Annotated in this window: 31 protein-coding genes; 14 read left to right on the forward strand and 17 right to left on the reverse strand. The window is 64.4% G+C overall.

The window, feature by feature from the left end; genetic code table 11:
- Positions 1 to 4: 4 nt before the first annotated feature.
- From FHS50_RS10210 to FHS50_RS10220, 4 genes are read right to left on the reverse strand one after another with little or no spacing between them, the layout of a single operon-like run.
- A complete protein-coding gene (locus FHS50_RS10210) occupies positions 5 to 865 on the reverse strand; it encodes a cytochrome c oxidase subunit 3 (protein ID WP_183934322.1) in 861 nt (286 codons plus the stop codon).
- 47 nt (positions 866 to 912) lie between these two features.
- A complete protein-coding gene (locus FHS50_RS10215) occupies positions 913 to 1,449 on the reverse strand; it encodes a cytochrome c oxidase assembly protein (RefSeq protein WP_183934323.1) in 537 nt (178 codons plus the stop codon).
- Entirely contained in the window at positions 1,446 to 1,571 is a 126-nt protein-coding gene (locus FHS50_RS10805) for a hypothetical protein (protein ID WP_265569288.1), read from the reverse strand. Before FHS50_RS10805 ends, FHS50_RS10215 begins: the two co-directional genes overlap by 4 nt.
- Entirely contained in the window at positions 1,568 to 2,449 is an 882-nt protein-coding gene (locus FHS50_RS10220) for a heme o synthase (RefSeq protein ID WP_183934429.1), read from the reverse strand. The genes FHS50_RS10805 and FHS50_RS10220 overlap by 4 nt, the downstream gene beginning before the upstream one ends.
- 120 nt (positions 2,450 to 2,569) lie before the next feature.
- Between FHS50_RS10220 and FHS50_RS10225 the strand changes: the two genes are divergently transcribed.
- A complete protein-coding gene (locus tag FHS50_RS10225; RefSeq protein ID WP_183934324.1) occupies positions 2,570 to 3,190 on the forward strand; it encodes a peptidylprolyl isomerase in 621 nt (206 codons plus the stop codon).
- Here FHS50_RS10225 and FHS50_RS10230 read toward each other — a convergent pair.
- The 4 genes from FHS50_RS10230 to coxB all read right to left on the reverse strand — a co-directional run bounded on the left by FHS50_RS10230 (position 3,187) and on the right by coxB (position 7,702).
- On the reverse strand, positions 3,187 to 3,741 hold the full coding sequence (locus FHS50_RS10230) for a hypothetical protein (RefSeq protein ID WP_183934325.1): 555 nt from the start codon (positions 3,739 to 3,741) through the stop codon (positions 3,187 to 3,189). The genes FHS50_RS10225 and FHS50_RS10230 overlap by 4 nt on opposite strands.
- 100 nt (positions 3,742 to 3,841) lie before the next feature.
- Positions 3,842 to 4,849: a winged helix-turn-helix domain-containing protein gene (locus FHS50_RS10235; RefSeq protein WP_183934326.1), complete on the reverse strand. Its 1,008-nt coding sequence runs from the start codon at positions 4,847 to 4,849 to the stop codon at positions 3,842 to 3,844.
- 121 nt (positions 4,850 to 4,970) lie between these two features.
- Positions 4,971 to 6,644, reverse strand: coding sequence for a cytochrome c oxidase subunit I (ctaD, locus tag FHS50_RS10240; RefSeq protein WP_183934327.1), 1,674 nt, complete (start codon positions 6,642 to 6,644; stop codon positions 4,971 to 4,973).
- Positions 6,645 to 6,664: 20 nt separating this feature from the next.
- Positions 6,665 to 7,702, reverse strand: coding sequence for a cytochrome c oxidase subunit II (gene coxB / locus FHS50_RS10245; protein WP_183934328.1), 1,038 nt, complete (start codon positions 7,700 to 7,702; stop codon positions 6,665 to 6,667).
- 175 nt (positions 7,703 to 7,877) lie between these two features.
- Here coxB and pyrE point away from each other — a divergent pair, with 175 nt between their 5' ends.
- From pyrE to FHS50_RS10270, 5 genes are read left to right on the forward strand one after another with little or no spacing between them, the layout of a single operon-like run.
- A complete protein-coding gene (pyrE, locus tag FHS50_RS10250) occupies positions 7,878 to 8,459 on the forward strand; it encodes an orotate phosphoribosyltransferase (RefSeq protein ID WP_183934329.1) in 582 nt (193 codons plus the stop codon).
- On the forward strand, positions 8,456 to 9,196 hold the full coding sequence (locus FHS50_RS10255; protein ID WP_183934330.1) for a pyridoxine 5'-phosphate synthase: 741 nt from the start codon (positions 8,456 to 8,458) through the stop codon (positions 9,194 to 9,196). The genes pyrE and FHS50_RS10255 overlap by 4 nt, the downstream gene beginning before the upstream one ends.
- Entirely contained in the window at positions 9,196 to 9,609 is a 414-nt protein-coding gene (gene acpS, locus FHS50_RS10260; RefSeq protein ID WP_183934331.1) for a holo-ACP synthase, read from the forward strand. The genes FHS50_RS10255 and acpS overlap by 1 nt, the downstream gene beginning before the upstream one ends.
- The gene (gene lepB, locus FHS50_RS10265) at positions 9,606 to 10,541 is read left to right on the forward strand and encodes a signal peptidase I (protein WP_265569287.1); all 936 of its coding nucleotides are present in this window, start codon (positions 9,606 to 9,608) and stop codon (positions 10,539 to 10,541) included. Before acpS ends, lepB begins: the two co-directional genes overlap by 4 nt.
- Before the next feature lie 34 nt (positions 10,542 to 10,575).
- Positions 10,576 to 11,661 carry an AI-2E family transporter gene (locus FHS50_RS10270; RefSeq protein WP_183934332.1) on the forward strand — a complete coding sequence of 362 codons (1,086 nt, stop codon included), beginning with the start codon at positions 10,576 to 10,578 and terminating at the stop codon, positions 11,659 to 11,661.
- Here the strand turns inward: FHS50_RS10270 and FHS50_RS10275 are convergent.
- Positions 11,658 to 12,203 carry an FKBP-type peptidyl-prolyl cis-trans isomerase gene (locus FHS50_RS10275; RefSeq protein WP_183934333.1) on the reverse strand — a complete coding sequence of 182 codons (546 nt, stop codon included), beginning with the start codon at positions 12,201 to 12,203 and terminating at the stop codon, positions 11,658 to 11,660. The genes FHS50_RS10270 and FHS50_RS10275 overlap by 4 nt on opposite strands.
- A gap of 30 nt (positions 12,204 to 12,233) precedes the next feature.
- Positions 12,234 to 12,440: a 30S ribosomal protein S21 gene (rpsU, locus tag FHS50_RS10280; RefSeq protein WP_183934334.1), complete on the reverse strand. Its 207-nt coding sequence runs from the start codon at positions 12,438 to 12,440 to the stop codon at positions 12,234 to 12,236.
- Positions 12,441 to 12,713: 273 nt separating this feature from the next.
- On the opposite strand from rpsU, the gene FHS50_RS10285 reads away from it, so the two are divergent.
- Positions 12,714 to 13,391 carry a murein L,D-transpeptidase catalytic domain family protein gene (locus tag FHS50_RS10285; protein ID WP_183934335.1) on the forward strand — a complete coding sequence of 226 codons (678 nt, stop codon included), beginning with the start codon at positions 12,714 to 12,716 and terminating at the stop codon, positions 13,389 to 13,391.
- 5 nt (positions 13,392 to 13,396) lie between these two features.
- Here the strand turns inward: FHS50_RS10285 and FHS50_RS10290 are convergent, their stop codons facing one another.
- Positions 13,397 to 14,752 carry a L,D-transpeptidase family protein gene (locus FHS50_RS10290; protein ID WP_183934336.1) on the reverse strand — a complete coding sequence of 452 codons (1,356 nt, stop codon included), beginning with the start codon at positions 14,750 to 14,752 and terminating at the stop codon, positions 13,397 to 13,399.
- 151 nt (positions 14,753 to 14,903) lie between these two features.
- On the opposite strand from FHS50_RS10290, the gene FHS50_RS10295 reads away from it, so the two are divergent.
- Together FHS50_RS10295 and FHS50_RS10300 are read left to right on the forward strand one after the other, a co-directional pair.
- The gene (locus FHS50_RS10295) at positions 14,904 to 15,200 is read left to right on the forward strand and encodes a PilZ domain-containing protein (RefSeq protein WP_183934337.1); all 297 of its coding nucleotides are present in this window, start codon (positions 14,904 to 14,906) and stop codon (positions 15,198 to 15,200) included.
- 31 nt (positions 15,201 to 15,231) lie between these two features.
- Positions 15,232 to 15,537: a PilZ domain-containing protein gene (locus FHS50_RS10300; RefSeq protein WP_183934338.1), complete on the forward strand. Its 306-nt coding sequence runs from the start codon at positions 15,232 to 15,234 to the stop codon at positions 15,535 to 15,537.
- Between the two features lie 6 nt (positions 15,538 to 15,543).
- On the opposite strand, the gene FHS50_RS10305 is transcribed toward FHS50_RS10300, so the two are convergent.
- Positions 15,544 to 16,167, reverse strand: coding sequence for an arylesterase (locus FHS50_RS10305; protein WP_183934339.1), 624 nt, complete (start codon positions 16,165 to 16,167; stop codon positions 15,544 to 15,546).
- A 75-nt stretch (positions 16,168 to 16,242) separates the two neighbouring features.
- Between FHS50_RS10305 and FHS50_RS10310 the strand changes: the two genes are divergently transcribed.
- The 3 genes from FHS50_RS10310 (at position 16,243) to FHS50_RS10320 (ending at position 19,723) form a co-directional block, all read left to right on the forward strand.
- Positions 16,243 to 16,911, forward strand: a complete 669-nt coding sequence (locus tag FHS50_RS10310; protein ID WP_183934340.1) for an ABC transporter ATP-binding protein — start codon at positions 16,243 to 16,245, stop codon at positions 16,909 to 16,911.
- Positions 16,908 to 19,376 carry an ABC transporter permease gene (locus FHS50_RS10315; RefSeq protein WP_183934341.1) on the forward strand — a complete coding sequence of 823 codons (2,469 nt, stop codon included), beginning with the start codon at positions 16,908 to 16,910 and terminating at the stop codon, positions 19,374 to 19,376. Before FHS50_RS10310 ends, FHS50_RS10315 begins: the two co-directional genes overlap by 4 nt.
- 86 nt (positions 19,377 to 19,462) lie before the next feature.
- Positions 19,463 to 19,723: a hypothetical protein gene (locus FHS50_RS10320; protein ID WP_183934342.1), complete on the forward strand. Its 261-nt coding sequence runs from the start codon at positions 19,463 to 19,465 to the stop codon at positions 19,721 to 19,723.
- 5 nt (positions 19,724 to 19,728) lie between these two features.
- Here FHS50_RS10320 and FHS50_RS10325 read toward each other — a convergent pair whose 3' ends face one another.
- Positions 19,729 to 20,625 (reverse strand): peptidylprolyl isomerase, encoded by an 897-nt coding sequence (locus FHS50_RS10325; protein WP_183934343.1) that lies wholly within the window; start codon positions 20,623 to 20,625, stop codon positions 19,729 to 19,731.
- Positions 20,626 to 20,699: 74 nt separating this feature from the next.
- Between FHS50_RS10325 and purT the strand changes: the two genes are divergently transcribed.
- Entirely contained in the window at positions 20,700 to 21,872 is a 1,173-nt protein-coding gene (gene purT, locus FHS50_RS10330) for a formate-dependent phosphoribosylglycinamide formyltransferase (RefSeq protein WP_183934344.1), read from the forward strand.
- Positions 21,873 to 21,951: 79 nt separating this feature from the next.
- A complete protein-coding gene (locus FHS50_RS10335) occupies positions 21,952 to 22,356 on the forward strand; it encodes a hypothetical protein (protein ID WP_183934345.1) in 405 nt (134 codons plus the stop codon).
- On the opposite strand, the gene FHS50_RS10340 is transcribed toward FHS50_RS10335, so the two are convergent.
- The 4 genes from FHS50_RS10340 to FHS50_RS10355 form a co-directional block, all read right to left on the reverse strand.
- Positions 22,357 to 22,623 carry a hypothetical protein gene (locus tag FHS50_RS10340; protein ID WP_183934346.1) on the reverse strand — a complete coding sequence of 89 codons (267 nt, stop codon included), beginning with the start codon at positions 22,621 to 22,623 and terminating at the stop codon, positions 22,357 to 22,359.
- Positions 22,624 to 22,681: 58 nt separating this feature from the next.
- Entirely contained in the window at positions 22,682 to 22,984 is a 303-nt protein-coding gene (locus tag FHS50_RS10345; protein ID WP_183934347.1) for an LbetaH domain-containing protein, read from the reverse strand.
- A 74-nt stretch (positions 22,985 to 23,058) separates the two neighbouring features.
- Positions 23,059 to 23,184 carry a type B 50S ribosomal protein L36 gene (gene ykgO, locus FHS50_RS10350; protein WP_183934348.1) on the reverse strand — a complete coding sequence of 42 codons (126 nt, stop codon included), beginning with the start codon at positions 23,182 to 23,184 and terminating at the stop codon, positions 23,059 to 23,061.
- A 91-nt stretch (positions 23,185 to 23,275) separates the two neighbouring features.
- On the reverse strand, positions 23,276 to 24,862 hold the full coding sequence (locus tag FHS50_RS10355; protein ID WP_183934349.1) for a M20/M25/M40 family metallo-hydrolase: 1,587 nt from the start codon (positions 24,860 to 24,862) through the stop codon (positions 23,276 to 23,278).
- Positions 24,863 to 24,912: the final 50 nt, after the last annotated feature.

Here is a 24,912-nt window from a genome sequence, read left to right on the forward strand (position 1 = left end):
GATCCTAGTGGATGGGGGCGCCCCAGCTGCCCCACACATAGATGGCAGCGAAGAGGAACAGCCACACCACGTCGACGAAATGCCAATACCAGGCCGCGGCTTCGAATCCGAAGTGCTGCTTGGGCGTGAAGTCGCCCTTGTAGGCACGGGCGAGGTTCACGATCAGGAAGATCGTGCCGACGATGACGTGGAAGCCGTGGAAGCCGGTCGCCATCATGAAGGTCGAGCCGTAGATATTGCCGGTGAAGGCAAAGGCGGCGTGACCATATTCATAGCCCTGGATGAAGGTGAAGAGCACGCCCAGCGCGATCGTCGCCCACAGGCCCTTCTTCAGCCCTTCGCGGTCGCCATGGATGAGCGCGTGATGCGCCCAGGTGACCGTCGTGCCCGAGCACAGGAGGATAAGGGTGTTGAGAAGCGGATAGCCGAACGGATCGAGGACCTCGATGCCCTTGGGGGGCCACTGCGCCACGGTCGCGGCGAGTTCGGGGTCGGTGACCAGCTCGGTGACTTCGCCCATCACCTCGATCGGCATGGGGAAGAGCGAGGCGTTGAAATAGGCCCAGAACCAGGCGACGAAGAACATCACTTCGGACGCGATGAACAGGATCATCCCGTAGCGATGGTGCAGCTGGACCACGGGGGTATGATCGCCGCTGTTCGCTTCGCGGCGGACGTCCGACCACCAGCTCCACATGGTGAAGAGGACGCCGATCAGGCCGGCACCGGAGATGAACTGCCCATAGGGGTTGTCATGCATCCAGAACACGAGCCCACCGAGCATCAACATCGCCGAAATGCTGCCGATCAGCGGCCAGATGCTGGGGGGAAGGATGTGATAGTCGTGGTTTACTTGTCCGGCCATCTTGTCATTTCCTGTTTGTCGTCAGGGGCGCTCTAGCCGCCCCTTCGTCAATTTTCCACCGGGAAAAAAGTGTAGCTCAAGGTGATCTCGTCGATATGGGCGGTCGCGGGATCATCGCGGATCGCCGGATCCACGAAAAAGGTCACCGGCATGTCCACCGATTCCCCGCCCTTGAGCGTCTGCTCGGTAAAGCAGAAGCATTCGATCTTGGAGAAATAGGGGCCCGCCTGCACCGGCGAGACATTGAAGGTCGCGGTGCCCGTCGTCGGGCGCGCGACGAGATTGGTGGCCCGGTAATGGACGATCGTGCGCGCGCCCGGCGCGATCCGCACGGTCGATTGCACCGGCTCGAAGCGCCACGGCAGCGCGCTGTTGATATTGGCATCGAAGCGCACCCCGATCTCGCCGGCCACCGCCCCCGGCGCTTCCTGCGCGACCTGGGTGGTGCCGCCGAAACCGGTGACCTGGCAGAAGACGCGGTAGAGCGGCACGCTGGCGAAGGCGAGACCAAGCATCGCGAGCGCGAACAGCCCCATTTTCATCGCGGTGCGGACGTTGGCATTGTCCTGCGCATGCTCGGTCATGAAGCGAGACCCATCTTGGCAATGGTGATGCCGAACACCAGCGCGACGAACAGCAGGAGGAGGATCGCGGTGAGGCGGCTCCGCTCCTTCTGGCGACGCTTGATCTCGTCCTGCTCGTTCATAGGCTGATCCACCGATCCGCGACGACCGCGGCAAAAAGAATGAAGAGATAGAGAATCGAGAAGCCGAACAATTGCTTTTCGGGCTTCATGCCCGACGGCTCCTCGGCGCGGTTCATGGCGGTGCGAACCGCCAGCACGAGGAAGATCGCGTTGAGGACGATACTTGTCCAGCCATAGAGGCTGCCCGCCAGGCCAAGCGGCCAGGGCGCCACCGCGGCGGCGACCATCGGCAGGGTGTAGAGCAGGACATGGCGGCGCGTCGTCGCGAGCCCCGACACGACGGGAAGCATCGGGATGCCCGCCTTGGCATAATCGGTGCGCACGAACAGGCTGAGCGCCCAGAAATGCGGCGGGGTCCAGAGAAAGATGATCGCGAACAGCAGGACCGGCATCGCACTGACGTCGCCCGTGACCGCGGTCCAGCCGATCAGCGGGGGGAAGGCACCTGCCGCGCCCCCGATCACGATATTCTGCGCGGTTCGGGGCTTGAGCCAGACGGTATAGACCAGCACGTAGAAAAGGATCGAGGCAAGGAGGATCGCGGCGGCGAGGAGATTGGTTGCCAGCCCCATGAGGATCACCGAAAGCGCCGACAGGCCGACCCCGAAATGGAGCGCGGTCTGGCGGTCGAGCCGCCCTGCGGGGAGCGGGCGCGACCGGGTGCGCTTCATCTGCGCATCGACATCGGCTTCATACCATTGGTTAAGCGCACCCGCCGCCCCGGCACCGAGCGCGATGCACAGGATGGCAGTGAAACCGAGAACGGGATGGATCGTCTCGGGCGCCGCGAGAAGGCCGCACAGCGCGGTGAAGACGACAAGGCTCATGACACGCGGCTTGGTGAGCGCGAAGAGGTCGCGCCAATCGGCGGGCAGCATGGCCTGGGATGCGGGAAGGCTGGTCACGGATCGGGCCTATAAGGCCTTGCCCCGCAAGAGAAAAGAGGGGGCTATGCGCAATTCATTTTCCATCCAGCATCGGAGAGCTAATATGGCGCCATGTTGACGCTCGCTCTTGCCGCATTCGCTCTCCAGGCCGCCGAGCCGCAGGCCATGCCCCTTCCTCCCGCTGCCGGGGAGGAGCCGGTCCCCGAAATGATCGTAGAGGAAGACCTTGTCCATGTGACGCTCGAAACCGAGATGGGGCCGATTCTGCTCGCTCTCGACCGGGGCCGCGCGCCCGTGACGGTCGCCAACTTCCTTGCCTATGTCGATCGCGGCTGGCTCGACGGACAGCCTTTCTACCGTGCCATGCCCTGGGGCGATGGCGGGCTGATCCAGGGCGGAGTGCGCGACGGCGCCAAGCTGCTTGACCCGATCGAGCATGAGCCGACCAGTCGGACGGGGCTTTCCAATGTGCGCGGGGCGATCGGGATGGCCAATGCCGGACCCGGCACCGCGCGCAACGACTTTTTCATCCTCACCACCGACATCGCGGCCTTCGATGCCAAGGAAAACTCGCCGGGCTTTGCCCCGTTCGGCATGGTGGTCGAGGGAATGGATGTGGTCGAAGCGATTCTCGCCGCGCCGGTCGACCCCGACAAGGGCGAAGGCGCGATGAAGGGTCAGATGCTTGCCAAGCCGGTCCGCATCCTCGAAGCCGAGCGGAGCGAGGACTAACGTCGCGTGGCGCGCTCGAACAGCAGCGCCGACCCCGTGAACAGTCCCGCGAATAGCGCATTCACCCCGATCAGTTCGGCCAGGCTTTCGCCGGGCTGGAGATGCTTGCCCGTCACTAGGCCTGCAAGGGCCATCAGCACGCAAAGTGCCGCAACGATGGCCATCGTGCGTGCCATGCCCTTTGCCTTTAGCCGCGAGAAGGCCGCGCCCAGCGCGACGATGGGCAAGGCAAGGAAATAGAAGAGATTGAAGGGGTCGTTTTCCGAGCCGACGATCCCGACCGCGAGATTGGCCCAGACAAGGAAAAGCAGCCCGCCGACCCCGATCAGCGCGCCGAAGCGGTAGGCAGTCGAGTGCGATCGACGCAGGAAAAGCTCGATGCCGAGACCCGTGCCCCCGAGTAGCAGTGCCGCAACGATGAAGTCGAAGGCCGTCCATTGGACGCTGTCACCCATCTGCATGGCGACAAGCGGCGCAATTAAAGGCAGCGCCAGCACGCCCCACAACAGATAGCGCATCCTTCCCAGCCCGTTTTCCGAAGCTTCGCTCATCTCTCTTGCTCCTTCTGCCATTCCTTGTGCGGTCATGCCGGGAAGCCGCTTCGAAAGGCATGAGCAAAGCATGAGCATTTGCTGAGGATCGCGCTTTTCCTCAGCGCTTTCGCCAGAGAATCGCGGCGGTCACCAGTCCGCCGAACAAGAGGCCTTCACCCCCCGCCACCAGCGCTTGTGCGAGCGGGCCGAAGCCATCCTCTCCCGCAAGCCTTCCGAACAGCCCGAGATCGAGCTGCGATCCGTGGAACCGGCGGGCCAGGCCCGCGAGGCTCGCCGCCATCAGCTTTCCGCCGAGCAGGGCGATGAGGATGCCTGCCCCCGCGCCGCCGATCGCACCGCCGATCGCGGGACGTGGCCAGCGTGCCTCTGGCCCGCCGCCTGCACGCGCTCCCATCGCGACCATCGCGCCGAGGATGAGGCCTTCGAGGCCGCCCGTGAACTGGTCGTGCGGGCTGCCGAAGAAAAGCGAGAAGCTGCCGCTTGCGATGAGGTGGAACAGATCGCCGACGATGAACCCGCCGATCGCGCCGCCCACCGCGCTGAAGAGGAAAGGCTGGCGCATCACCCGGCTGGCGAGTGCCATGCCTGCCGAGACCCCTAGCGCGCCGAGGGCGGCAAGCAGCATGGTGAGGATGGTCATCACGAAGAGAATCGGCATCGCGGCGTCATTGCCGAGACCCGCGATCAATCCGTAGACGAGCCCGCCGACGAGGCCCGCGACCGCGCCGCCAGCGGTACCCGCGAGGACGGGCGCGAGCAGGTTGGCGGTCGGGCCGCTATCGCCGCCCGCGGCGTCGACCTTGGCGATGAAGCGGTAGCCGCGCTTGGGCACGGTCTCGATGAAGCGGGGGGCGGCGGCATCGTCGCCCAGCGCCTTGCGCACTTCCTTGATTGCCTGGGTGAGCGCTTCGTCGCCGACGATGACCCCGGGCCAGACCCTCTCGAACAGTTCGTCCTTGGCGAACAATCGCCCGGGATGCGCGGCGAGCAAGGCGAGGAGATCGAAGGGTCGGGGCTGGAGCGGCACCGGTTCATCGCCGCGCAGCAACTGCTGTTCGCGAAGGTCGAGGGTGAAAGGGTCGAAGCGGATCAACTGCGCGGTCATGCCGGATGAAGGGATAGCATGCTTGGCGCGGCGGGAAAGCGGGCGGGCGCTTGGGGGAGGCAAAAGAAAAAGGCCGCCCCGCGCTGTGCGGGACGGCCTCTTTTCCTTGGGTCCGCCGGGACTAGTCGATCCGCGGCAGTGTTTCGAACTGGTGATAGGGCGGCGGGCTGGACAACGTCCATTCCAGCGTGGTGGCGCCCTCGCCCCATTCATTGTCGTCGGCCTTCGGCCCCTTGGCGAGCGACCAGAAGACGTTGACGAAGAAGATCAGCATGCTGAACGCCATGATCGCATAGCCCCAGCTCGAGACCTCGTTCCAGGCCGCGAAGGCTTCCGGATAGTCCGGATAGCGACGCGGCATGCCGTCAAGGCCGAGGAAGTGCTGCGGGAAGAAGATCACGTTCACGCCGATGAACATGATGAAAAAGTGCAGCTTGCCGAGCAGCTCGTTGTAGCGCTTGCCGCTCATCTTCCCGAACCAGTAGTAGAAGCCCGCGAACAGCGCGAAGACCGCGCCCAGCGACAGCACATAGTGGAAGTGCGCGACCACATAATAGGTGTCGTGCATGATCGTATCCACGCCGCCGTTCGCCAGCACGACGCCGGTGACGCCGCCCACGGTGAACAGGAAGATGAAGCCGATCGCCCACAGCATCGGAGTCTCGAAGCTGATCGAGCCGCCCCACATGGTGGCGATCCAGGAGAAGATCTTCACGCCGGTCGGCACCGCGATGATCATCGTCGCGGCGGTGAAATACATCTTGGTATTCACGTCCATGCCGATGGTGAACATGTGGTGCGCCCAGACGACGAAGCCGACGACGCCGATCGCGACCATCGCATAGGCCATGCCGAGATAGCCGAACACGGGCTTGCGGCTGAAGGTCGCGATGATCTGGCTGACGATACCGAAGGCCGGCAGGATCATGATGTACACCTCGGGGTGACCGAAGAACCAGAACAGGTGCTGGTAGAGGATCGGGTCACCACCGCCCGCGGCATCGAAGAAGGTCGTGCCGAAGTTGCGGTCGGTGAGCAGCATGGTGATCGCGCCGGCGAGAACCGGAAGCGCGAGCAGCAGGAGGAAGGCAGTGACCAGCACCGACCAGACGAACAGCGGCATTTTGTGCAGGGTCATGCCCGGCGCGCGCATATTGAAGATGGTGGTGATGAAGTTGACCGCGCCGAGGATCGAGGCGGCACCGGCAAGGTGCAGCGAGAAGATGGCGAAGTCCACAGCAGGCCCCGTCGAACCCGAGGTCGAGAGCGGGGCATAGACCGTCCAGCCGGTACCTGCGCCCATGCCCGTGCCGCCCGGCACGAAGGCCGAGGCAAGAAGCATGATGAAGGCCGCGACCGTCAGCCAGAAGCTGATGTTGTTCATGCGCGGGAAGGCCATGTCGGGCGCGCCGATCATGATCGGAACGAACCAGTTGCCGAACCCGCCGATGAGCGCGGGCATCACCATGAAGAAGACCATGATGAGGCCGTGCGCGGTGATCAGCACGTTCCAGTGGTGAAGCGCTTCGTCGAAGCTGGCTTCGGCACCGGCGCCGAAGGGCCAGCCGAAATTGTTCAGGACCTGGATGCCCGGTTCGGCCAGTTCCCAGCGCATGATGCCGGAAAAGGCGCCGCCGATGATCCCCGCGAAGATCGCGAAGATCAGGTAGAGCGTGCCGATGTCCTTATGGTTGGTCGACATGAACCAGCGGGCGAAGAAGCCCGGCTTGTGGTCGGCATGCGCCTCGGCATCATGGGCCTGGAGCGGCATGGCAGTGGCAGTGGTGTCAGTCATCAATCTATTCCACTCTCAGGTCAGGCGGTGACGGGCTGGTTGGGCTCGGCCTCGGCCGGGGTGGCAGGCGTTGCAGGCGCGGCATCTTCTTCCGAAGCGCCTTCGGCCTGTGCCGGGGCAGCGCCCGGCATGGTGCCGCCCTTGGAAGCGATCCACCGTTCATACTGGGCCTGCGGCACCACTTCGATGGCGATCGGCATATAGGCATGGCGCGCGCCGCACAGTTCGGAGCACTGGCCGAAATAGACGCCCGGCTTGTCGACCTTCACCCAGGTCTCGTTGAGACGGCCGGGAACCGCGTCCATCTTCATCCAGAAAGCGGGGATCGCGAAGCTGTGAATGACGTCGGCGGCGGTGACGATGAACTTCACAGTCTTGCCGGCGGGAATGACGATCCGCTCGTCGACGGCGAGAAGCGCGGGGCCATCGGCGTCGGTGCGATAGCGCGCACCTTCGGGCAGCGTGGGATCGTCCTTTTCCTTGAGCATGTTCGAGATGATCTCGAAGCCGCCATTGTCCGGATATTGATAGGTCCAATACCACTGGTGGCCGGTGACCTTGATCGTCACGTCGGCGGGCGGCGGGCTGTACTGCTTCTGGATGAGCTTGATCGAGGGCACCGCGATCACCACGAGGATGATCACCGGGACCACCGTCCAGATGACTTCGATCAGCGTGTTGTGCGTGGTGCGCGAAGGCTCGGGATGCGCGCTGCGACGGAAGCGGACCATCGCATAAAGGAGCAGCGCCAGAACGAAGATGCTGATCGCGGTGATGAGCGGCACCAGCCAGTTGTTATGGAAATCGGCGGCATATTGGCCGACTTCGGTGAACTGGTCCTGCAGGCCGAAGCGGCCGTCGGGCTGTCCCACGCTGGGCACGGGAGCGGCATAATCGAAGAGTTCGGCGGCTTCGCCGTCGACCGTTTCGCCTTCGCCGTCGTCAAGATCGGCGGCCAAAGCGGCGCTTTCGCCGATGGGGGTCTGCACCGTCGCGGTTGCCGTGGCGGGGGCCAGGAGGGCGGCTGCCAGGACAATCAGCCATCGCTTCAATATCATTGTCGCTCCAAACATGGTCGTGCGCGTGGAAGGGAGCAGGGGCGCCCCCGAAATTTGGCGCCTTATAGGCAGCAAGTGCCCAACCCTCAAGCACTGGATCAAAGTCCATGTTCGCGGTCCTTGTCTCGGGCCATGACGGGGCGTAAGTCGTGGCCCGAACAGTTTGGAGATCGGCATGACCGAAGAGGAAATCTTGGCGGAATTCCGCGACGCAAAGGCGTTGCTTGAAGGCCATTTCATCCTTTCCTCGGGGCTGCGCAGCCCCCGCTATCTGCAATGCGCGCGCGTGCTGATGAACCCCGCGCGGGCCGGACGGCTCGCCACTGCGCTCGCGGCAAAGCTGCCGGATTCGGTGCGCGATTCCATCGACGTGGTGGTCTCGCCGGCGATGGGCGGAGTGATCATCGGTCAGGAAATGGGCCGCACTCTGGGGCGCGACGCGATGTTCCTCGAACGGCCCGACGGCGTTTTCCATTTCCGCCGCGGCTTCGCGCTCGAGCCGGGCGCCAAGGTGCTAATGGTCGAGGACGTGGTGACCACCGGCCTGTCGAGCCGCGAAGCGATCGCGGCGGTCGAAGAGGCCGGCGGCGAAGTGATCGCCGAGGCCGCGCTGGTCGACCGGTCGGGGGGCAATGCCGATCTCGGGGTGCCTTTCACTCCGCTCATCCGGCTCGACGTGCCGACCTACGAACCCGATGCCCTTCCCCCCGAATTGGACGCCATTCCCGCGATCAAGCCCGGGAGCCGCGCGGCTTGAGCGAACGGCTGCGCCTCGGGGTCAATATCGACCATGTCGCGACGATCAGGAACGCTCGCGGCGGGGATCATCCCGATCCGGTGCGCGCTGCCGAGATCGTCGCGCGCGTGGGCGGCGACGGGATCACCGCGCATTTACGCGAAGACCGGCGCCATATCCGCGACGACGATCTGCAGCGCATCCAGGACGCGACGGACCTGCCTCTCAATCTGGAGATGGCAGCCACCGAGGAAATGCTCGAGATCGCCTTGCGCCACCGCCCGCACGCCGCCTGCATCGTTCCCGAAAAGCGTGAGGAGCGCACCACCGAGGGCGGCCTCGATGCAGCGGGCTTGCACAACCAGCTCGCGCCGGTGGTGACGCGCCTTGCCGATGCGGGGATCCGCGTCAGCCTGTTCATCGAAGCGAGCGAACGGCAGATCGATGCGGCCTTGCGATTGGGCGCGCCGGTGGTGGAATTCCACACGGGTGAATATGCCCATGCCTTCATCTACGGCGGTCATGACAAGGTCGCAAGCGAATTGAAACGCATCGGCGACATGGCCGCGCTGGCCGCGAAGAACGGGATCGAGCCCCATGCCGGGCACGGCCTCACCTATGACAATGTCCAGCCGATCGCCGCCATCCCGCAGATCGCCGAACTCAACATCGGCCATTATCTCGTCGGCGAAGCGATCTTCGTGGGCCTCGAAAATGCCGTGACGCGGATGCGATCGTTGATGGACGAAGCGCGCTGATGATCGTCGGGATCGGTTCGGACCTGTGCAACGTCGAGCGCATCGCGGCATCGCTCGCCCGCTTCGGCGAGCGGTTCGAAAAACGCGTCTTCACCGATGTCGAGCGCGAGAAAGCGGCGCGCCGCCCCTTCACCAAGGCAGGGACGCTCGCCAAGCGCTTCGCCGCCAAGGAAGCCTTTTCCAAGGCGGTGGGGACGGGTTTCAAGCGCGGCGTTTTCATGAAGGATATCGGCGTGGTCAATGCGCCGAGCGGTGCCCCGACGCTGGTCCTGACCGGCGGAGCGAAGGAACGGCTTGACGCCATCACCCCCAGCGGCCACGCGATGCACATCCATCTCAGCCTGACCGATGACCATCCCTGGGCCCAGGCGTTCGTGATCCTCGAGGCCCGCGAAGACAAGAGTGCCAAGTGAACAAAGCGCGTCCCAAGAAAGATTATCGTCAGCTGGCCCGCGCGGTCTGGAGCGAGATCAAGGGCCTCTTCTTCGTGATGCTCGCGGTGCTGGGCGTGCACAGCTTCATCGCCAAGCCTTTCTACATCCCGTCCGAATCGATGATGCCCGTGCTGCTTACCGGCGACCGGTTGGTGGTGACCAAATATCCTTATGGATACAGCTTCGTCTCGCCGACGATTCCCAACCCGGTGGGCATCGTGAAATGGCTGGTGCCCGGCGGCGATCCGGGTGGCTGGACCGTCACCCTGCCCCCGATCGAGGGGCGGCTGTTCGGCTCCTATCCGAAAAGGGGCGATATCGTGATCGTCACGCCGCCCGGCCGCTACGAGGACTATATCAAGCGGGTGATCGGTTTGCCGGGCGATCGCATCGCGTTGGTCGATGGCCAGCTCATCCTCAATGGCGAAGCGGTGAAGCGCGAGATCCTCGATCCCGTCGAAATCCCCGTCGATTCCAATTCGCCCTGTGGCCTGTCGCTCGAGGGCTTCGCCTTTGACCGGGCGCTTGCCAGCACGATCCGCGAAGGCGAGGACGGGCAGCGGCTGTGCGTCCTGCCGATCATCCGCGAAACGCTGCCCAATGGCGTGAGCTACGATACGGTCGAACTGGGCTATAGCGACGGCGACAATTATCCCGAGATCACCGTTCCCGCGGGCCATGTCTTCCTGATGGGCGACAATCGCGACCGTTCCTCCGACAGCCGTTTCGGCGAGGAAGTGCGCGGGCTGGGCGGGCCGGTGCCGGTCGAGAATATCGGCGGGCGCGCCGAGTTCATCACTTTCTCGCTCGACGGGACGACCGGATTGAATCCGGCAAGCTGGTGGTCGTCATTGCGCGAAGGGCGCGCGGGCAATAGCTTGCGGGGTAGCAGCGCGAGGGACGCCGACTAGGCTCCTCCCCTTCGCCAAAAAATTGGGGGTTTTGATGGCCAGTCACGATTATGAGCCCGGTCCGACCGAGATCAGCGACCCCCGGCTGAGATTCGAGGTGCAGCGCGCGGGCATCTGGATCGGGATGGTCCTGCTGGCCGCACTTGTCGTGGTGCTGGCCGCGCCGCTCCTGCTCATCATCGGGGGAATGGTCTTCGCCGTGCTGCTCGACGGGGGGACGCGGCTTCTCGGCCGCTGGCTGCCGATCGGGCGCGGCTGGCGGCTCGCGCTGGTGATCCTCGCCGCTCTCTTGTTCATCGGCTGGACGATCTGGTATTCGGGCACCCAGCTGGTCAACCAGTTCGCTTTGTTGCGTGACACGGTGACCGCGCAGGCAGACCGCCTGCTCGACTGGCTGAGCGCCAACGGTCTTTTCCCCGACGCCAACCTGTCGGCCATCTCGGGGCAATTGTTCGCTTCGATCGGTCGTGTGACCAGCGTACTGGGCACCGCGATCGGCGCGCTCACCGCCGCCATCCTCATTTTCGTGATTGGCATCTTCATCGCGATCGAACCCAAGATCTACGACCGCGGCGTCGCCTGGATGGTGCCGATGGCGCACCGCGAGAAGTTCTTCGAGATCAGCGACCGGGTAGGCTTTGCGCTGCGCCGACTGCTCGCGGGGCGCATCCTCGGCATGGTGATCGAGGGTATCTTCACTTATGTGATGCTGGCCCACGTCGGGACCTGGTTCGGGATTGCGCCCGTTCCGCTTGCCGCGGTGCTCGGCCTGCTCACGGGCCTTCTCGCCTTCATACCCAACATCGGCGCGATCATCTCGGGCATCCTGATGGTCGCGGTCGGCTTCTCGGCAGGGACCGAGCCCGGCCTCTGGGCGATCTTCGTCTATTTCTTCGTGCAGAATTTCGATGGTTACGTGATCATTCCGCTGATTGCGAAGAAGACCGTCGATCTCGCTCCTGCGCTGGTGCTGGCGGCGCAATTGCTGATGGGGACGCTGTTCGGTTTTCTGGGGCTGCTGCTTGCCGATCCCATCGTCGCGGCGATCAAGACCACGCTGGAGGAAATCAGCAAGCGCAAGGAAGAAGCGGAGCCGGCTCCGCCCCCGCCCGAAGATTAGTTGGCGGGGGTCTCTTCGGCCGGAGCGTCTTCGCCCTGAGGCGCGTTGGGCGCGGTCGGCGGCGGGCCGACCAGCTGCGCCGCGTCGCGAACGACCTGGGCGATTTCGACCGAGAAATAGAGATCGTCGCCGGGCTTGATGATGCTGCCCGGCGGGGGGCTGTCGCCATAGGCCAGTTCGGAGGGAATGCGGATTTCGTAGCTTCCGCCTTCGCGCATCTGCTGGAGCGCTTCGGCAAAGCCCGGAACCACGCCCTGCACCAGCATCGGCACCGGCTGGCCGTTCGAGCTGTCGAAGACCTCGCCATCCTCGAGCCGGCCCTCATAGGAAACGAAGGCACCGTCCTGGTCGGTGATCAGCTCGCCTTCACCCGCTTCGAGCGTGCGCACCATGACACCGTTCTCGGTCGTCACGCCCTTGAGGGGAGCCGCCCCTGCCCAGGCGATGGCAAGCGCCGCGATGACTAGCGCAGCGATCGCCAGCCACAGCTTGGCGACCGACCCGCGTTTGATCGGGCGGAGAGGAACCTGGCTGGCCGACATGGACTTTCCCTTCGGAAAGAGAAGGGTGCCTTAACGGCCGCCTTCGCGTTCGATGCGCTTGCGCTCGAGCTTGCGGGCGCGGCGGATTGCGGCGGCACGTTCGCGCGCACGCTTTTCCGACGGCTTTTCATAGTGGCGACGCAGCTTCATTTCGCGATAGACGCCTTCACGCTGCAGCTTCTTCTTGAGCGCGCGCAGCGCCTGGTCGACATTATTGTCGCGAACGATGATCTGCATAAAAAACACCAACTCCTTTTCGGTCGACCCCAATTCAGGCCGGTCGCCAAACCGTCCAACCGGACGGCCAGCGAGAGAATCACTTTAGCGAAAGGGACCAATGGTCCTCCACGAGGGCGGCCCCTTAGCAGCGCCGCGCCGACATGGCAAGTTTGCCGCGTCGATGTTGCAGCGCGACAGACAGTGGGCTTGGCGCGACGAACCGCCATTTCGTCCATCTCTAATTAACTAACGGAATGATAAGCATTAATTCCAGTGGGAGGGACGAATAGAATGTTGAACAGGCGGACATTGCTGACACGCGGACTGACGGGGGCCATCGGCTTGGCAGCATCGTCCTCCGCGCTATCATCGCAGCCTGCCAATCCGTCCTTCGTCTTCCGGACCACGCCGCGCCCCGGCGTGGATCCGCTGGCACCCGCGCCGCGTGCGCCCGGCGGAATCAATCCCGAACTGTTCGCCAAGGCCAAGGAAGCGCTCGATCGCCATTCGACCTATGTTGCCGACCGCGAATGGATCGGCATTGCCGACTATGGGCTGCGCTCGGACGAAGCGCGCTTCCACCTCGTGCACCTGCCTTCGGGCCATGTCGAAAGCGTGCCGGTGACCCATGGCCGCGGGTCTGACCGCAACCATAATGGCTATCTCGACCATTTCTCGAACCAGCCCGGCTCGCTCGCGACCTCGAGCGGCGCCTATCTCACCGCGAGCCGCTATCATGGCAAATATGGCCTGTCCGCCAAGCTGCACGGTCTCGACTGGTCGAACAACAATGCCTTCAACCGGGCGATCGTGATGCACCATGCCTGGTATGCCGAACCCGAGATGATCAGCCAGCACGGCAAGCTCGGGCGCTCGGAAGGCTGTTTCGCCTTTTCACGTCGCGATCATTGGCACGTGATGAGCCGGCTCGGCGAAGGCCGGCTGATCTACGCGGACAAGCTGGCCTGACCGCTTCAGGCGGTCGGCACCCCGTCCTTTCCTGCTTCGGCTGACTGCGATGCGCCCTTCACGGGGCCCGCATCGCGGAGCGCAGCGATCACCGGCGCGTCGCGGTCGTAGATGTCATCATACTGGATGAGCTTTCCGTCGGTGGTCGCCGCAACCGAGAAATAGACGATATAGACCGGCACCGGATTGACGAAATTGGCTTGCACCGTCTCGCCGCTGTTGAGCGTGTCGACGGTCTTCTGCGTATCCCATTCGCCTCCATCCATGCCCAGGAGCGTGGTCGCCAGCTTGAGGATGTTCTCGGTGCGGATGCAGCCATGGCTGCGCGCCCGCGCCTCGGCATTGAAGAGATTCCGCGCATTGGTGTCGTGCAGGTAGATGAGGTGCGGATTATACATCACGAACTTCACCCGGCCGAGGGAGTTGCGCGGACCCGGCGGCTGACGCCAACGCTGGATCGAGCCGTCATCGCGGCGCACCGCGACATAGCCGGGCTTGCCCGCCACCTCGGGAGCGATCGACGGCGGGACTTCCCACCAGGGATTGAAGATCACGCCCTGGGCCTTGGCCATCAGCTGGGGCGTGGGGGTTTTCTTCGCGCCTGCGACCGCACGGTGACGCGAGATGGTCTGCCCGTTCTCGATCAGCGCCGCGGTGTAAGCGGGGATGTTGGAGATGATGTAGCGATCGCCAAGGTCGCGCGGCAGCCAGCGCCACCGATCGAGGTTTAGGCGGATCTTGCCCACCGCCTTCTTGTCCTTCTTGTCGGCCTTGACGAGCGCGGTCTTGAGCGCGGCATATTGCGGATGGGTGGGGAGAAGCTCGTCGAGCGTTTCCTTGAGCCTGCCATGGTAGAGCGCCCATTCGAGCAGCGCCGCCTGGCGGTCCTTGCTCAGATCCTTGTCGACGATATGCCAGTCGACCCGGTCCTCGCCGCGGGCATGGCCAAGCGCGAGGTCAGAGGAAAGAAGATTGAACCGTTCGGTCGCCGCCGCCGAGATGGTGGCCGGGTCGCCCGAACGCATCGCGGCGCGCAGGCCCTCGGGGTCATAGTCGGCGGGCGCGAGCCCCTCGGCACCCACTCCGTCGATATAGGAAAGCAGCGCCTCGACATCGGCAAGCTGCCAGACCGGCACCTTGGCTTCCTCGGGAGCGAGCGGATCGCCCTGGGCGATCTGTTCATCGACCGTCAGCACCTGTTTTCCGGGAACGCCGTGCGGAGCGACATGCGCGTCGGGAGCGTCCTGCGCCTTTTCGGCCTCGACCGCCCGATCGGCTTCCTGCGGCAGCGCCATGGCGGTACTGGCAGAGAGAAGCATGATGGTTGCCGACAATTTCCCGATAATCTGGCGCTTTGACACGTGTTTTTCCCTGACATTTCTGAAGTGGTAGGAAAGATTAGTCCCGGCAATCCTTACACAGGCTGAATGGCCTGCAAAAGGCTGGACACACTTCTTTAAGCAACTGTTGTTAAAAGGAAACGCGTAACTAGTGCGTAGGGGGTTGGGGACAATGAACCACAAGCAGATCCTGGACGGGAGCATGATCCCGCGAACGGTCAAGCGCATGTTCGACGAGCGGCTCGAAAGCCGCCACGACGCTGGCTCGCAAACCGCCGTGATGGGACTGCGTGGTGAAAGCCACGTCGTTCGTTTAATTAATATTTCTGACAACGGGGCTATGGTGATTTATCCCGGCATGCCCCATATTGGCGAACAGGTGACGCTCCAGCTCCTCGACATGGGGGAGGTCACCGCGGTCGTTCGCTGGGTACGCGACGGGCGCATAGGTGTGAACTTCGCCGACTGACTGGACAGCCGGCGCGGAGATAGAACATTCGATGATCAAGGCGCGTCTGGCCGAAGTTGATCTGGGAAGCGAGCGTCGCCGCGTGGCGCGCCAGCCGGTCGATCTTGAAGGCCAAGTCCGGGAAATGGGCGAAGAGGGCTTCGAGGCCCGCATTCTCAACATCTCGGAACAGGGATTCATGGCCGAAGCGCCGCTCGGCGATTTCGAGGTGGGGACGCGCATCTGGCTCATTCTGCCCGGTCGCGACCGCGCCAGCGCGGTGGTCAAATGGATCGCCGGGACCAAGCTGGGCGCCGAATTCGCCGAACCCGTCGAAGTCAGCGCGCTGACCGCCTAAGCTCTCTTAAAGCGCGTCGATCACCCGATCGGCGGTTCTCGTCACCATCTGCTTCACGCCCTCGAACGTGGGATGCAGTCCGTCGGCCTGCATCCGGCCCGGCTCGCCGATCACCCCGTCGAGGAAGAAGGGGTAGAGCGGCACGCCATAACGCTTGGCCAGCGCGGGATAGATGGCATCGAAATGGCGGACATAATGGGGATCGTAATTGGGCGGCGCGCGCATGCCGATCAGCAGCACCGCGATACCGCGTTCCTTCGCGGTCTCGATCATCGCCGACAGATTTTCCTCTGTGACCGCAGGGTCGATTGCCCGCAACACATCGTTCCCGCCCAGCGCGATGACAAGGAGGTCGGGCTGTTCGTCGAGCCCGTCCAGCGTCCAGCCGAGCCGCGCTCGTCCCGCGCTGCTGGTATCGCCCGAAACACCTCCGTCCACCACGCTGGCGGCAATTCCCCGCCGCCGAAGCGCATCCTCGAGCTGGGGTGCATAGCCCAGACCTTCGGGCAGGTTGTAGCCTGCCGTCAGGCTGTCACCAAAGGCGAGGATGCGGGGTCTTTCGTCGGACGCAAGGGCCATGTCCGTCGAAAGAAGGAAGCCAAGAAGCGCAGCGATGATCAGGCGTGTCATGAGAGCCAAGCTGGCCATTCGCGGCAAATCTGGCAAGGTTCGATGCGGCGAGGCCGTGCATGAGAAGGATGATCGATGGACTTGGTGGAATTGAAGGATATCCGGCTCACGCTGGGCAAGGGCGCGGCGCGGACCGAGATCCTCAAGGGCATCGACCTGACCGTCGGAGCGGATGAAAGCCTCGCGATCCTCGGCCCCTCGGGTTCGGGCAAATCCTCGCTGATGGCGGTGATGAGCGGTCTCGAACAGGCCAGCGCGGGCGAAGCGCGTTTGCTGGGCCGCGACATGGGGACGCTCGACGAGGATGCGCTGGCACGGCTGCGCGGGCGCGACATCGGGATCATCCTCCAGAATTTCCAGCTCCTGCCGACGATGACTGCGCTCGAAAATGTGCGGGTGCCGATGGAATTGGCCGGTGCCAGTGATGCCGAGGAACGGGCAAGCAAGGAGCTTGCGCGTGTCGGGCTTGCCGACCGGCTGGGCCATTATCCCTCGCAGCTTTCGGGCGGCGAACAGCAGCGCGTGGCGATCGCCCGCGCGACCGCGCCCCGACCCCGTCTGCTGCTCGCCGACGAGCCGACGGGAAATCTCGACGGAGCCACCGGGGCCGCGATCATCGATCTCCTCTTCTCCCGCGCAAGCGATGCGGGTGCAGGCTTTATCGTCATTACCCATGACCCCGCGCTGGCCGAACGCGCGGGGCGGATCATCCGGATGCGCGACGGGATGCTGGACGCCGCATGACCGTCTGGAAGCTGGCCAAATGCGACTTGCGGGGCGGCCTTGGCGGGCTGGGCCTCTTATGGCTGTGCCTCACTCTCGCGGTGGCTGGGCTGGCCGCGGTGCTGAGCCTCGTCTCGGCGATGGACCGCGCGATCGAGGATAATGCCCGCGCGCTGCTCGGCGGCGATCTCGAACTGTCGATCGCCGCGCGCGAAGCGGGGCCCGACGAGCTTGCCGCGATCCGCGCCCTGGGGCCGGTGACCCATGTGATCGAAACCCGCGCGATGCTCAATGCGGGCAAGAAAGGCACCAGCCTCGTCGAGTTGAAGGGCGTGGACGAGGCCTATCCGCTCGCGGGAACGCTCGAACTGGATGGACGCCGGCCGCGCGGCCAGGAGATCGCGGTCGACCGCGACCTTGCCGCGCGCCTCTCGCTCGAGGTCGGCGACAGGGTAAAGCTGGGGCTTGGCGAATTCACCATTTCCGCGCTCATCCTCGACATGGCCAATGGTGGGGGGTTCTTCTTCGCGCCGCCCGTTCTGATCGACCCGGATGGGCTGGCGGCCTCGCGGCTGGTGCGGCCCGGCAGTATCGTCGAACATGAATATCGCATCCTCCTTGCCGCCGAGGCCGATCCCGAAGCGGTTGGCCAGAGGTTCACCGAACGCTTCGAGGATGCGGGCTGGGACTTCACCACCCGCGACGGCGCGGCCGGCGGAACCCAGCGCTTCGTATCGCGCACCGGCGATCTCCTGCTGCTGGTCGCCCTGTCGGCGCTCGGCATCGGCTCGCTCGGCATCGCCAGCGCGGCCAGCGCCTTCGCCGCGACCCGGCGGCGCACCGTCGCGCAGCTCAAGTTGGTCGGGGGAACGCGGCGCGCGATCGGCGCGATGCTGTCGATCGAACTGGGCATCGTCGTCGTTGCCGCCCTTCTTGTCGGCCTTGCCCTCGGGGCCTTGGCGCCGCCGATCGTCGGATCGATCATCGGCGAACGGCTGCCCATCGCGCCGCATCCGGGCCCGCACCTCGATGCGCTCTCGCTGGCAGCCATCACGGGCATTCTCGTCACGGTCGCCGCGGCCTGGTCGCCGCTGGCGGGCGCGCTCGACGTGCGTCCCGCGGCGCTGCTTCGCGGCAGCGTCGAGGATGGGGCGGGCGAGCGGCGTTGGCTCGTTCCGCTGATCGCCGGAGCCGCCGCGATCGGAGTGGCACTGTTCGCTTCGTCCAACCGCGAACTGGCGGCGCTGGCGATCGGCGGGCTGTTCCTGCTTGCCCTGATCTTCGGCGCGATGGGCTGGGCGATCCGGCTGCTTGCCCGGCGTCTGCGCCATCGCGGCGGACCGGTGCAGCGGCTCGGCGTCGCTGCGCTCGACCGGCCCGGCAATGCCACCGTCCGCCTTACCGTCGCGCTCGGGCTGGGGCTCAGCTTGCTGCTGCTGATTGCCGCGACAGGGCAGAGCCTTCTCAACCAGATCGACGAGAATATCGCCGAGACCGCTCCCGACTATTTTCTCATCGACCTGCCGCGCGAAAGCGAAGCCGACTATCGCGCGCTGGTCGACCGGGTGCTGCCCGGTGCGGGCGTGGCGATCGTTCCCTCGCTGCGCGGCGCGGTGACCGCGGTGAAAGGGCAGGCCGTGGCGGAGATGGAGGAAATCCCCGACGGCGCCTGGATCCTCAGGGGAGACCGGGGTCTGACCTTCCTTTCCGAATTGCCCGCCAGCAACCGCATCACCAGGGGCCAATGGTGGTCCCGCGACTATGACGGTCCGCCGCTCCTCAGCATCGATGCCGATGCCGCCGAGGCGCTGGATCTCGCCATTGGCGACACGATGACCGTGTCGATCCTTGGGCGCCCATTGACCGCTGAAATCGCGAGCTTCCGCGAGATCGACTGGCGAAGCTATGGCTTCAACTTCGCGCTCATCTTCTCGCCCGGGAGCCTCGACGATGCGCCCTATACGCTGATGAGCACGGTGAGCGCGCCGCCCGGTACCGACCTGGTCGCCTTCGAGCGCGAAGTGGTCGAGGCCTTTCCGCAAGTCAGCGCGATCAAGGTCGCCGATATCGTGAGCGAATTCCGTGCCATCCTCCTTAGCCTTGACGCGGCGGTGCGCATTGCCATCGCGCTCGCCATCGCGATGGGCGTGATCGTGCTGGCGGGGTCGGTGGTGGCGACGCGCGCCCAGCGGGCCCGCGATATCGTGCTGTTGCGACTGGTCGGCGGGCAGCGGCGTCAATTGATCGGCACCCAGCTCGTCGAATTCTCGATCCTCGCGGCGCTGTCGGCGCTGGGTGCCGCGGGAGCGGGGCTGCTGGCGGCTTGGCTCCTGTGCGCCTACTGGTTCGAAATCGCCTTCGCTCCGCAATGGGAAAGCATTCTTGCGATCCCCGCCGGAGCGATCCTGCTGGCGATCGTGGCGGCGCTCCTCGCGGCGTGGCCGGCGCTTGCCGCGCGGCCCGCCGAGGCGCTTCGGGCACGCTAAACCGCTGATTTTCCAACGTCCCAAATTGGATCGCGTGAAACCCTATCCTTTATTGTTCGTTAATTGTGGACGAAAGGATAGCGGTTATGAAGCACGTACCATCACTTGGCGACCTGCATATGAAGCATGATCCCGCTGGCCGGGGCTATCATGCCATCTATCGCGAGGAGGAAGTGAACCACTGCCCCGGTTGTGGCCGGACGCAATGGCTGGTCGGCCGCTTTTCGGCCGAATGCGCTTTCTGTTCGACAGCCCTGCCGCTGGCCGATGCCAGCCTGACGCTGCATGCCGGTCCGCCGGTGATCGAGCATCGCAACCGCAACGCCCGCCCCGCATTCGCTGCCTGAACCGGTCAGTCGTCCGTTGAAGGACGCACCGGGACCTGCACGTTGCACAGGGCGACGCCGCCCGCAGGAACATCATAGAAATCATCGTAGCGGTTCGACCGCACATCGAGATAGCGCGCGAAGGCGGCGCTGTCCTCGCTGAGATATTGGTAGGACGGACGCTCGTCTTCAGGGAGTGACGAGGCCAGGCGGATCGAGACGATCAGGCTGGCCTTTTCGCCTTTTTCCTCGACGAGAAAACCGAGCGGCCCCGAACCGCGCGGCAGGCTAGAGAGATGTTCGATGCCATCGACCGCCCGCCCGACGATCGCGATATTGCGGTCGAGGTGGCGCGGCGCATGGCCGATGATGGCATAAAGTTCGGCGCCCGAGCCCGTGTTCGGGCTGAGATCGCGCCCCGCACCGAGCGTTCCATAGCAATGGGTAAGGCTCGCGGTGCCATCCTCGTAAATCGCCACCGGCCAGCCGTCCGAAAATCCGGCGACCATCGCATAGGGATCGGGTGAGCCGAGCAGCGTGAGATCGAGCCCTTCGGCGCTGCGGACATATTCGGGCGGGGGATTGTCGATCACGCCGTCGGGGTTGGGACGGTCGCTTTCGAGAAGACCGAACTGGGCGACATAATTGTCCTGTACGCGATAGACGCTCGCACCTTCCCAATAGCCGCTGTCGGCGAAGCGGCGGATGTTGGCGACATGGACGGGCGCCCATTGCGGAGCGAGCTGGAAGGCGATCCGCTTGCCGCCTTCAAGATCGACTAGCAGCAAGTCCTCGGCGGGAATGGTGATCCAGTCCTCGGGCTGGGCCAGTTCGATGGCCTCACCGGGTGACATCTTCTCGCGCTCGGACTCATAGCCGGAATGCAACAGGGCGGCGGCCATCAACACGAAAAAGGACATCATCTTCTCCCCCACTGGATTCAGGAGCCGCAGCATGGCGCTTTGCGCGCGAAGCGCAAGCGGTTAGGGAGAGCGCCATGCATATTGCCACGCTGATGCTGCTCGGTTCGGGCGAACTGGGCCGCGAATTCGCCATTGCCGCCAAGCGGCTGGGTTGCCGCGTCATTGCCTGCGACCGTTATCCCGATGCTCCCGCGATGCAGCTCGCCGACGACAGCGAGGTCTTCTCGATGCTTGACGGCAAGGCCTTGCGCGCCGCGGTCGAGAAGCATCGCCCCGATGCCATCGTCCCCGAGATCGAGGCGATCGACACGGGTGAGCTCATCGCGCTCGAAAAGGAAGGCTGGCGCGTGGTCCCCACCGCCCGGGCGGCGCAGCTGACGATGAACCGCGACGGCATCCGTGAACTGGCCGCCGAACGGCTGGGGCTCGAAACCAGCAAATATCGTTTTGCCGAAAGCCGCGAGGAAGCGGTTGGGGCAGCCGGGCATTGCGGCTTTCCCTGCGTGGTGAAACCGGTGATGTCCTCATCGGGCAAGGGGCAAAGCGTAGCGCGTGACGCCGTCGAACTGGGCCGCGCCTGGGACTATGCCGTCGCCAACATGCGCGGCGACCGCCCGCGCGTGATCGTCGAGGAGTTCATCGCCTTCGACAGCGAGATCACGCTTCTGACCGTCGCGACCCGCGACGACGTGCTCTTCTGTCCGCCGATCGGCCATGAGCAGGAAGGTGGCGATTATCGCACCAGCTGGCAGCCCGCGCGTCTTTCCGATGCGGTCCTCGCTTCAGCGCAAGAGCAGGCCGCGAAGATCGTTCGCGAACTGGGCGGCGAGGGGCTGTTCGGGGTGGAATTCTTCATCGCGGGCGACCGGGCGATCTTTTCCGAACTCAGCCCGCGTCCGCATGACACCGGGATGGTCACGCTGATCGGGCAGCATCCCAACGAATTCGAACTGCACCTGCGCGCGATCCTCGGCCTTCCCATCCCCGCCATCGACCTTGTCCACCAGGCATCGGCCAGCGCGGTCATCCTCGCCAGCGGCGAGAGCGGCGCTTTCGGTTTCGAAGGGGTCGCAGAGGCGCTTGCCCTCGGCAAAAGCGGCGCGCCCGTCGAGATCCGGCTGTTCGCCAAGCCCGAAACGAGGCCCGGACGGCGCATGGGGGTCGCGCTGGCGACCGGTTCGACGATCGAGGAGGCCCGTGAAAGAGCGCTTCAGGCAGCGGCAAGGGTCTGCATTGTCGAGGACTAGGAAACGATTGGCCGGGGCCAAGCATTGACCCGGCAAGAGCCCCGTTTGGCGGCGCGACTGATTGATGGAGGAACGGACCGTGAAAGCACTCTACATCCTGCCGATGATCGGACTGCTGGCAGCGTGCGGCGAAACCGAAACGCCCACCAACGAAGCGCCCGCAATCGAGGTGCGGAGCGATCAGCAGAACCAATTGTTCGAATTGAGCGACCTGAATCGCGACATCGCGATGCGCCGGGCAATCACCGGCGCGGGCTTCCGCTGTCAGCGGGTCGATGGCTCGGGTTTTGTCGGCAAATATAAGAATCTCGACCAATGGGCCGCGACTTGCGAGGACCAGCGCGAATGGGCGGTTTACGTCGGTCCCGACGAAACCGCGCAGGTACGGCTATGCAGCGATGTGGTCGAACAGGGCCTGCCGGGCTGCGAAGTCACCAAGGCCGCGACGGGCGTCTATCTGGCCGACGCGCCGTCCGAAAACTGATCAGTCGTCACACTTGCGGGTGATCTTGAGCTCACCCTGCGCGGACATTTCCTTGATTTCGACGCATTTGCCGTCGCGCTTTTCCTCGCGCCAGCTGCCGTCGGGATTCACCTGGCGCTTGGCCTTGGGCACGCGCTTGCCGTCGACAATCTCATAATCCCACTTTTCAGGCGTCTTCTGCGCCTGCGCATAGGATTGCGCCGCCGGCGAGAAAGCCAGCGCAGCCATTCCGGCCGCCAGAAGGGCAAATGCAATTCGCGTCATCATGCCCGAGGTGATAGCGATTCGCCGATGAACCCGCCATGAAGCGGTCGGGCGGCTTCAATCACGCTGCTGACCGGGCATAGTCTTGATTCTTCACCAATGACGAAGGCGTCGCCGCTGCCGGCTCGTAACGTGCGATAAGCTTTCCCTGCACCGCGAGTCTTGGGCTTCGAATGACAACGACGTCGCCGATGCCCTGCTTGCCAGTCTCTATCGCTTCGAGGTCGGGCAGGACGTGCGCGCCGATCCGCGCGCCCTGTTTCTCGAGGCCATGCAATTGGCCAATGCGATCGAGGTCTGGCGGTTCACCCGCCCGTGGAACACCCGCCGCATCACGGAAAGTTTCGGGGCGCTCGAAGCGCATCTCCGCGCATAAGAAAACAGCCGCCCCGAAAGGCGGCTGTTTCTTGGCCAAACGGCACTTCGGCGGAGGGCAGCTTAGCCCTGGCGCGCCTTGAAGCGACGGTTGGTCTTGTTGATCACATAGGTGCGACCACGACGACGGATGACCCGGCAATCGCGGTGGCGCGACTTGAGCGATTTCAGAGAATTACGAACTTTCATGGCCGGAACACCTGCCTCGGGTTAAAATCTAAGAATGTCGGGGGTTTGATCCCAAATCCGGGCGCTCACCTAGGGTCGGCGCCTGCCAGAGTCAAGGCTTTACCGTCCGGCGAGTGCCTTTCGGATCGAACAGATCGCCGAAGAAATTGCCTTCATACCAGTACGGCCGGTGCGTCTCGCGCGCCAGGCGACGGGCGATGCGATAATTGAGTTCGGCATAGCGGGCGAGCGCGGTCCAGTTGATCGGCTGGGTCAGGTCATCGCCCGCACGGTGGTAGCGCTCCTTGAAGAAAGCCGACCATTGCTCCTCGCCGCCGCTTCCGTAGCCGGTGAAAAGCAGGATGGAGGGGATGCCTGCCTGCGCGAAGCGGTAATGGTCCGAACGGGTGAAGATCGCCTGCTCGGGCATCGGGTCCTTCGATACGCTGATGCCGATCTCGGCCCCCGCCGCCGCGACCGTTTCGGCAACGCTATTATGCGCCGCGCCGAAGGCGACCACGTCATTGAAGTCGTAAAGCGGAACCGGCATGTCGAGATTGACCACCGCCGCGATACTATCCAGCGGGACGGTGGGATTGGCGACATAATAGGATGCGCCCTGCAGCCCCAGCTCCTCCGCGGCAAGCGCGATGAACAGCACCGAACGGCGCGCATCCTCGGGCTTTTGGGCAAAGAGCCGTGCGGCTTCGAGCATGGTGGCGATGCCCGAGGCATTGTCGAGCGCGCCGTTGAAGATATTGTCGCCGCCGCGGCTTTCGTCGATGCCAAGATGATCGAGATGCCCCGACATCACGACATGTTCATGGGCCAGCGCGGGGTCGGTGCCGGGTAGCCGCGCCACCACGTTGGCCGCGGTGAATTCCTCCCAGGTCGAGCTGCCTTGCACGCTCATCGTTCCGGCCAGCGCGAAGCTCGGAAGGCGCTTGCCCGATTTGGCCGCGGCCCGCAGCTGGGCGAAATCCTGCCCGCTCCCCGCGAACAGGTTGCGCGCCGCATCGTCGGTCGCGACCATGCGCGCCTTGAGATCGCCGGGCAGATCGTTCGAGCGGCCCTTGGCATCGACCCAACCGGTCACTTCGCGGCGCGAATGAAAGCGCACGTAGCGGTCGCTGCCGATGACGATGAGGCCCACCGCCCCATGGCGCGCGGCGCTTTCGACGCGGCTGGAGCCGAGGTGCGCCGAAATATCGCTGTTGGTTCCCTTGGGAAGATCGGGCTGTTCGTTGAAGGCAACGACGATCTTGCCGCGGACATCGACCCCCGCATAGGCGTCATGACCGAAAGGTCCGGCCTCGAGGCCATAGCCCACGAAGACGAGCGGCGCGGTCAGTTCGACCCGTTCCTCGAGGACCGAGGGAAGCAGCCGCACCCCCTTCACCTCGCGCCCGCCATGGCGGACCTGCTGTCCGCTCAGCGAAGCCCGGCGGAAGGTGATGTCCTGGAACCAGCTGCCATTGTCGCCAGCAGGCTCGAGCCCGAGCGAGCGAAAATGGCTCGCGGTATAAAGAGCGGCCACGTCATAGCCGCGCTGCCCGTTGCCCCGCCCTTCGAGCAGGTCATCGGCGAGGAATTCGACATGAGCGCGCACTTCGTTCGCGCTGGCGCGCATCGCGCTGTCTTCGGCATGGAGCGGGGACGCGGCAAGAACGAGAGCCGCGGCGGCGAAAAGCAAACGCATCGGGAAATCCTTCGACTGGTGGGCGGCGCGAACATAGCGGGAGGCAAAGA

The organism is Sphingomicrobium lutaoense, from assembly GCF_014195685.1.
Classification (GTDB): domain Bacteria; phylum Pseudomonadota; class Alphaproteobacteria; order Sphingomonadales; family Sphingomonadaceae; genus Sphingomicrobium; species Sphingomicrobium lutaoense.

What these genes read in the sequence shown, in the direction of transcription:
- ykgO (WP_183934348.1), bottom strand. Translation starts at nt 23,184, where the DNA reads ATGAAAGTTCGTAATTCTCTGAAATCGCTCAAGTCGCGCCACCGCGAT.
- FHS50_RS10345 (WP_183934347.1), bottom strand. Translation starts at nt 22,984, where the DNA reads ATGCGCTTCGAGCGCCCCGAAACTTTCCGTGATGCGGCGGGTGTTCCA.
- FHS50_RS10805 (WP_265569288.1), bottom strand. Translation starts at nt 1,571, where the DNA reads ATGAACGAGCAGGACGAGATCAAGCGTCGCCAGAAGGAGCGGAGCCGC.
- purT (WP_183934344.1), top strand. Translation starts at nt 20,700, where the DNA reads ATGCATATTGCCACGCTGATGCTGCTCGGTTCGGGCGAACTGGGCCGC.
- FHS50_RS10210 (WP_183934322.1), bottom strand. Translation starts at nt 865, where the DNA reads ATGGCCGGACAAGTAAACCACGACTATCACATCCTTCCCCCCAGCATC.
- FHS50_RS10285 (WP_183934335.1), top strand. Translation starts at nt 12,714, where the DNA reads ATGTTGAACAGGCGGACATTGCTGACACGCGGACTGACGGGGGCCATC.
- FHS50_RS10215 (WP_183934323.1), bottom strand. Translation starts at nt 1,449, where the DNA reads ATGACCGAGCATGCGCAGGACAATGCCAACGTCCGCACCGCGATGAAA.
- FHS50_RS10300 (WP_183934338.1), top strand. Translation starts at nt 15,232, where the DNA reads ATGATCAAGGCGCGTCTGGCCGAAGTTGATCTGGGAAGCGAGCGTCGC.
- FHS50_RS10305 (WP_183934339.1), bottom strand. Translation starts at nt 16,167, where the DNA reads ATGACACGCCTGATCATCGCTGCGCTTCTTGGCTTCCTTCTTTCGACG.
- FHS50_RS10225 (WP_183934324.1), top strand. Translation starts at nt 2,570, where the DNA reads ATGTTGACGCTCGCTCTTGCCGCATTCGCTCTCCAGGCCGCCGAGCCG.
- coxB (WP_183934328.1), bottom strand. Translation starts at nt 7,702, where the DNA reads ATGATATTGAAGCGATGGCTGATTGTCCTGGCAGCCGCCCTCCTGGCC.
- FHS50_RS10235 (WP_183934326.1), bottom strand. Translation starts at nt 4,849, where the DNA reads ATGACCGCGCAGTTGATCCGCTTCGACCCTTTCACCCTCGACCTTCGC.
- rpsU (WP_183934334.1), bottom strand. Translation starts at nt 12,440, where the DNA reads ATGCAGATCATCGTTCGCGACAATAATGTCGACCAGGCGCTGCGCGCG.
- ctaD (WP_183934327.1), bottom strand. Translation starts at nt 6,644, where the DNA reads ATGACTGACACCACTGCCACTGCCATGCCGCTCCAGGCCCATGATGCC.
- FHS50_RS10340 (WP_183934346.1), bottom strand. Translation starts at nt 22,623, where the DNA reads ATGATGACGCGAATTGCATTTGCCCTTCTGGCGGCCGGAATGGCTGCG.
- FHS50_RS10310 (WP_183934340.1), top strand. Translation starts at nt 16,243, where the DNA reads ATGGACTTGGTGGAATTGAAGGATATCCGGCTCACGCTGGGCAAGGGC.
- acpS (WP_183934331.1), top strand. Translation starts at nt 9,196, where the DNA reads ATGATCGTCGGGATCGGTTCGGACCTGTGCAACGTCGAGCGCATCGCG.
- FHS50_RS10355 (WP_183934349.1), bottom strand. Translation starts at nt 24,862, where the DNA reads ATGCGTTTGCTTTTCGCCGCCGCGGCTCTCGTTCTTGCCGCGTCCCCG.
- FHS50_RS10315 (WP_183934341.1), top strand. Translation starts at nt 16,908, where the DNA reads ATGACCGTCTGGAAGCTGGCCAAATGCGACTTGCGGGGCGGCCTTGGC.
- FHS50_RS10270 (WP_183934332.1), top strand. Translation starts at nt 10,576, where the DNA reads ATGGCCAGTCACGATTATGAGCCCGGTCCGACCGAGATCAGCGACCCC.
- FHS50_RS10325 (WP_183934343.1), bottom strand. Translation starts at nt 20,625, where the DNA reads ATGATGTCCTTTTTCGTGTTGATGGCCGCCGCCCTGTTGCATTCCGGC.
- FHS50_RS10275 (WP_183934333.1), bottom strand. Translation starts at nt 12,203, where the DNA reads ATGTCGGCCAGCCAGGTTCCTCTCCGCCCGATCAAACGCGGGTCGGTC.
- FHS50_RS10320 (WP_183934342.1), top strand. Translation starts at nt 19,463, where the DNA reads ATGAAGCACGTACCATCACTTGGCGACCTGCATATGAAGCATGATCCC.
- FHS50_RS10230 (WP_183934325.1), bottom strand. Translation starts at nt 3,741, where the DNA reads ATGAGCGAAGCTTCGGAAAACGGGCTGGGAAGGATGCGCTATCTGTTG.
- FHS50_RS10220 (WP_183934429.1), bottom strand. Translation starts at nt 2,449, where the DNA reads ATGCTGCCCGCCGATTGGCGCGACCTCTTCGCGCTCACCAAGCCGCGT.
- pyrE (WP_183934329.1), top strand. Translation starts at nt 7,878, where the DNA reads ATGACCGAAGAGGAAATCTTGGCGGAATTCCGCGACGCAAAGGCGTTG.
- FHS50_RS10295 (WP_183934337.1), top strand. Translation starts at nt 14,904, where the DNA reads ATGAACCACAAGCAGATCCTGGACGGGAGCATGATCCCGCGAACGGTC.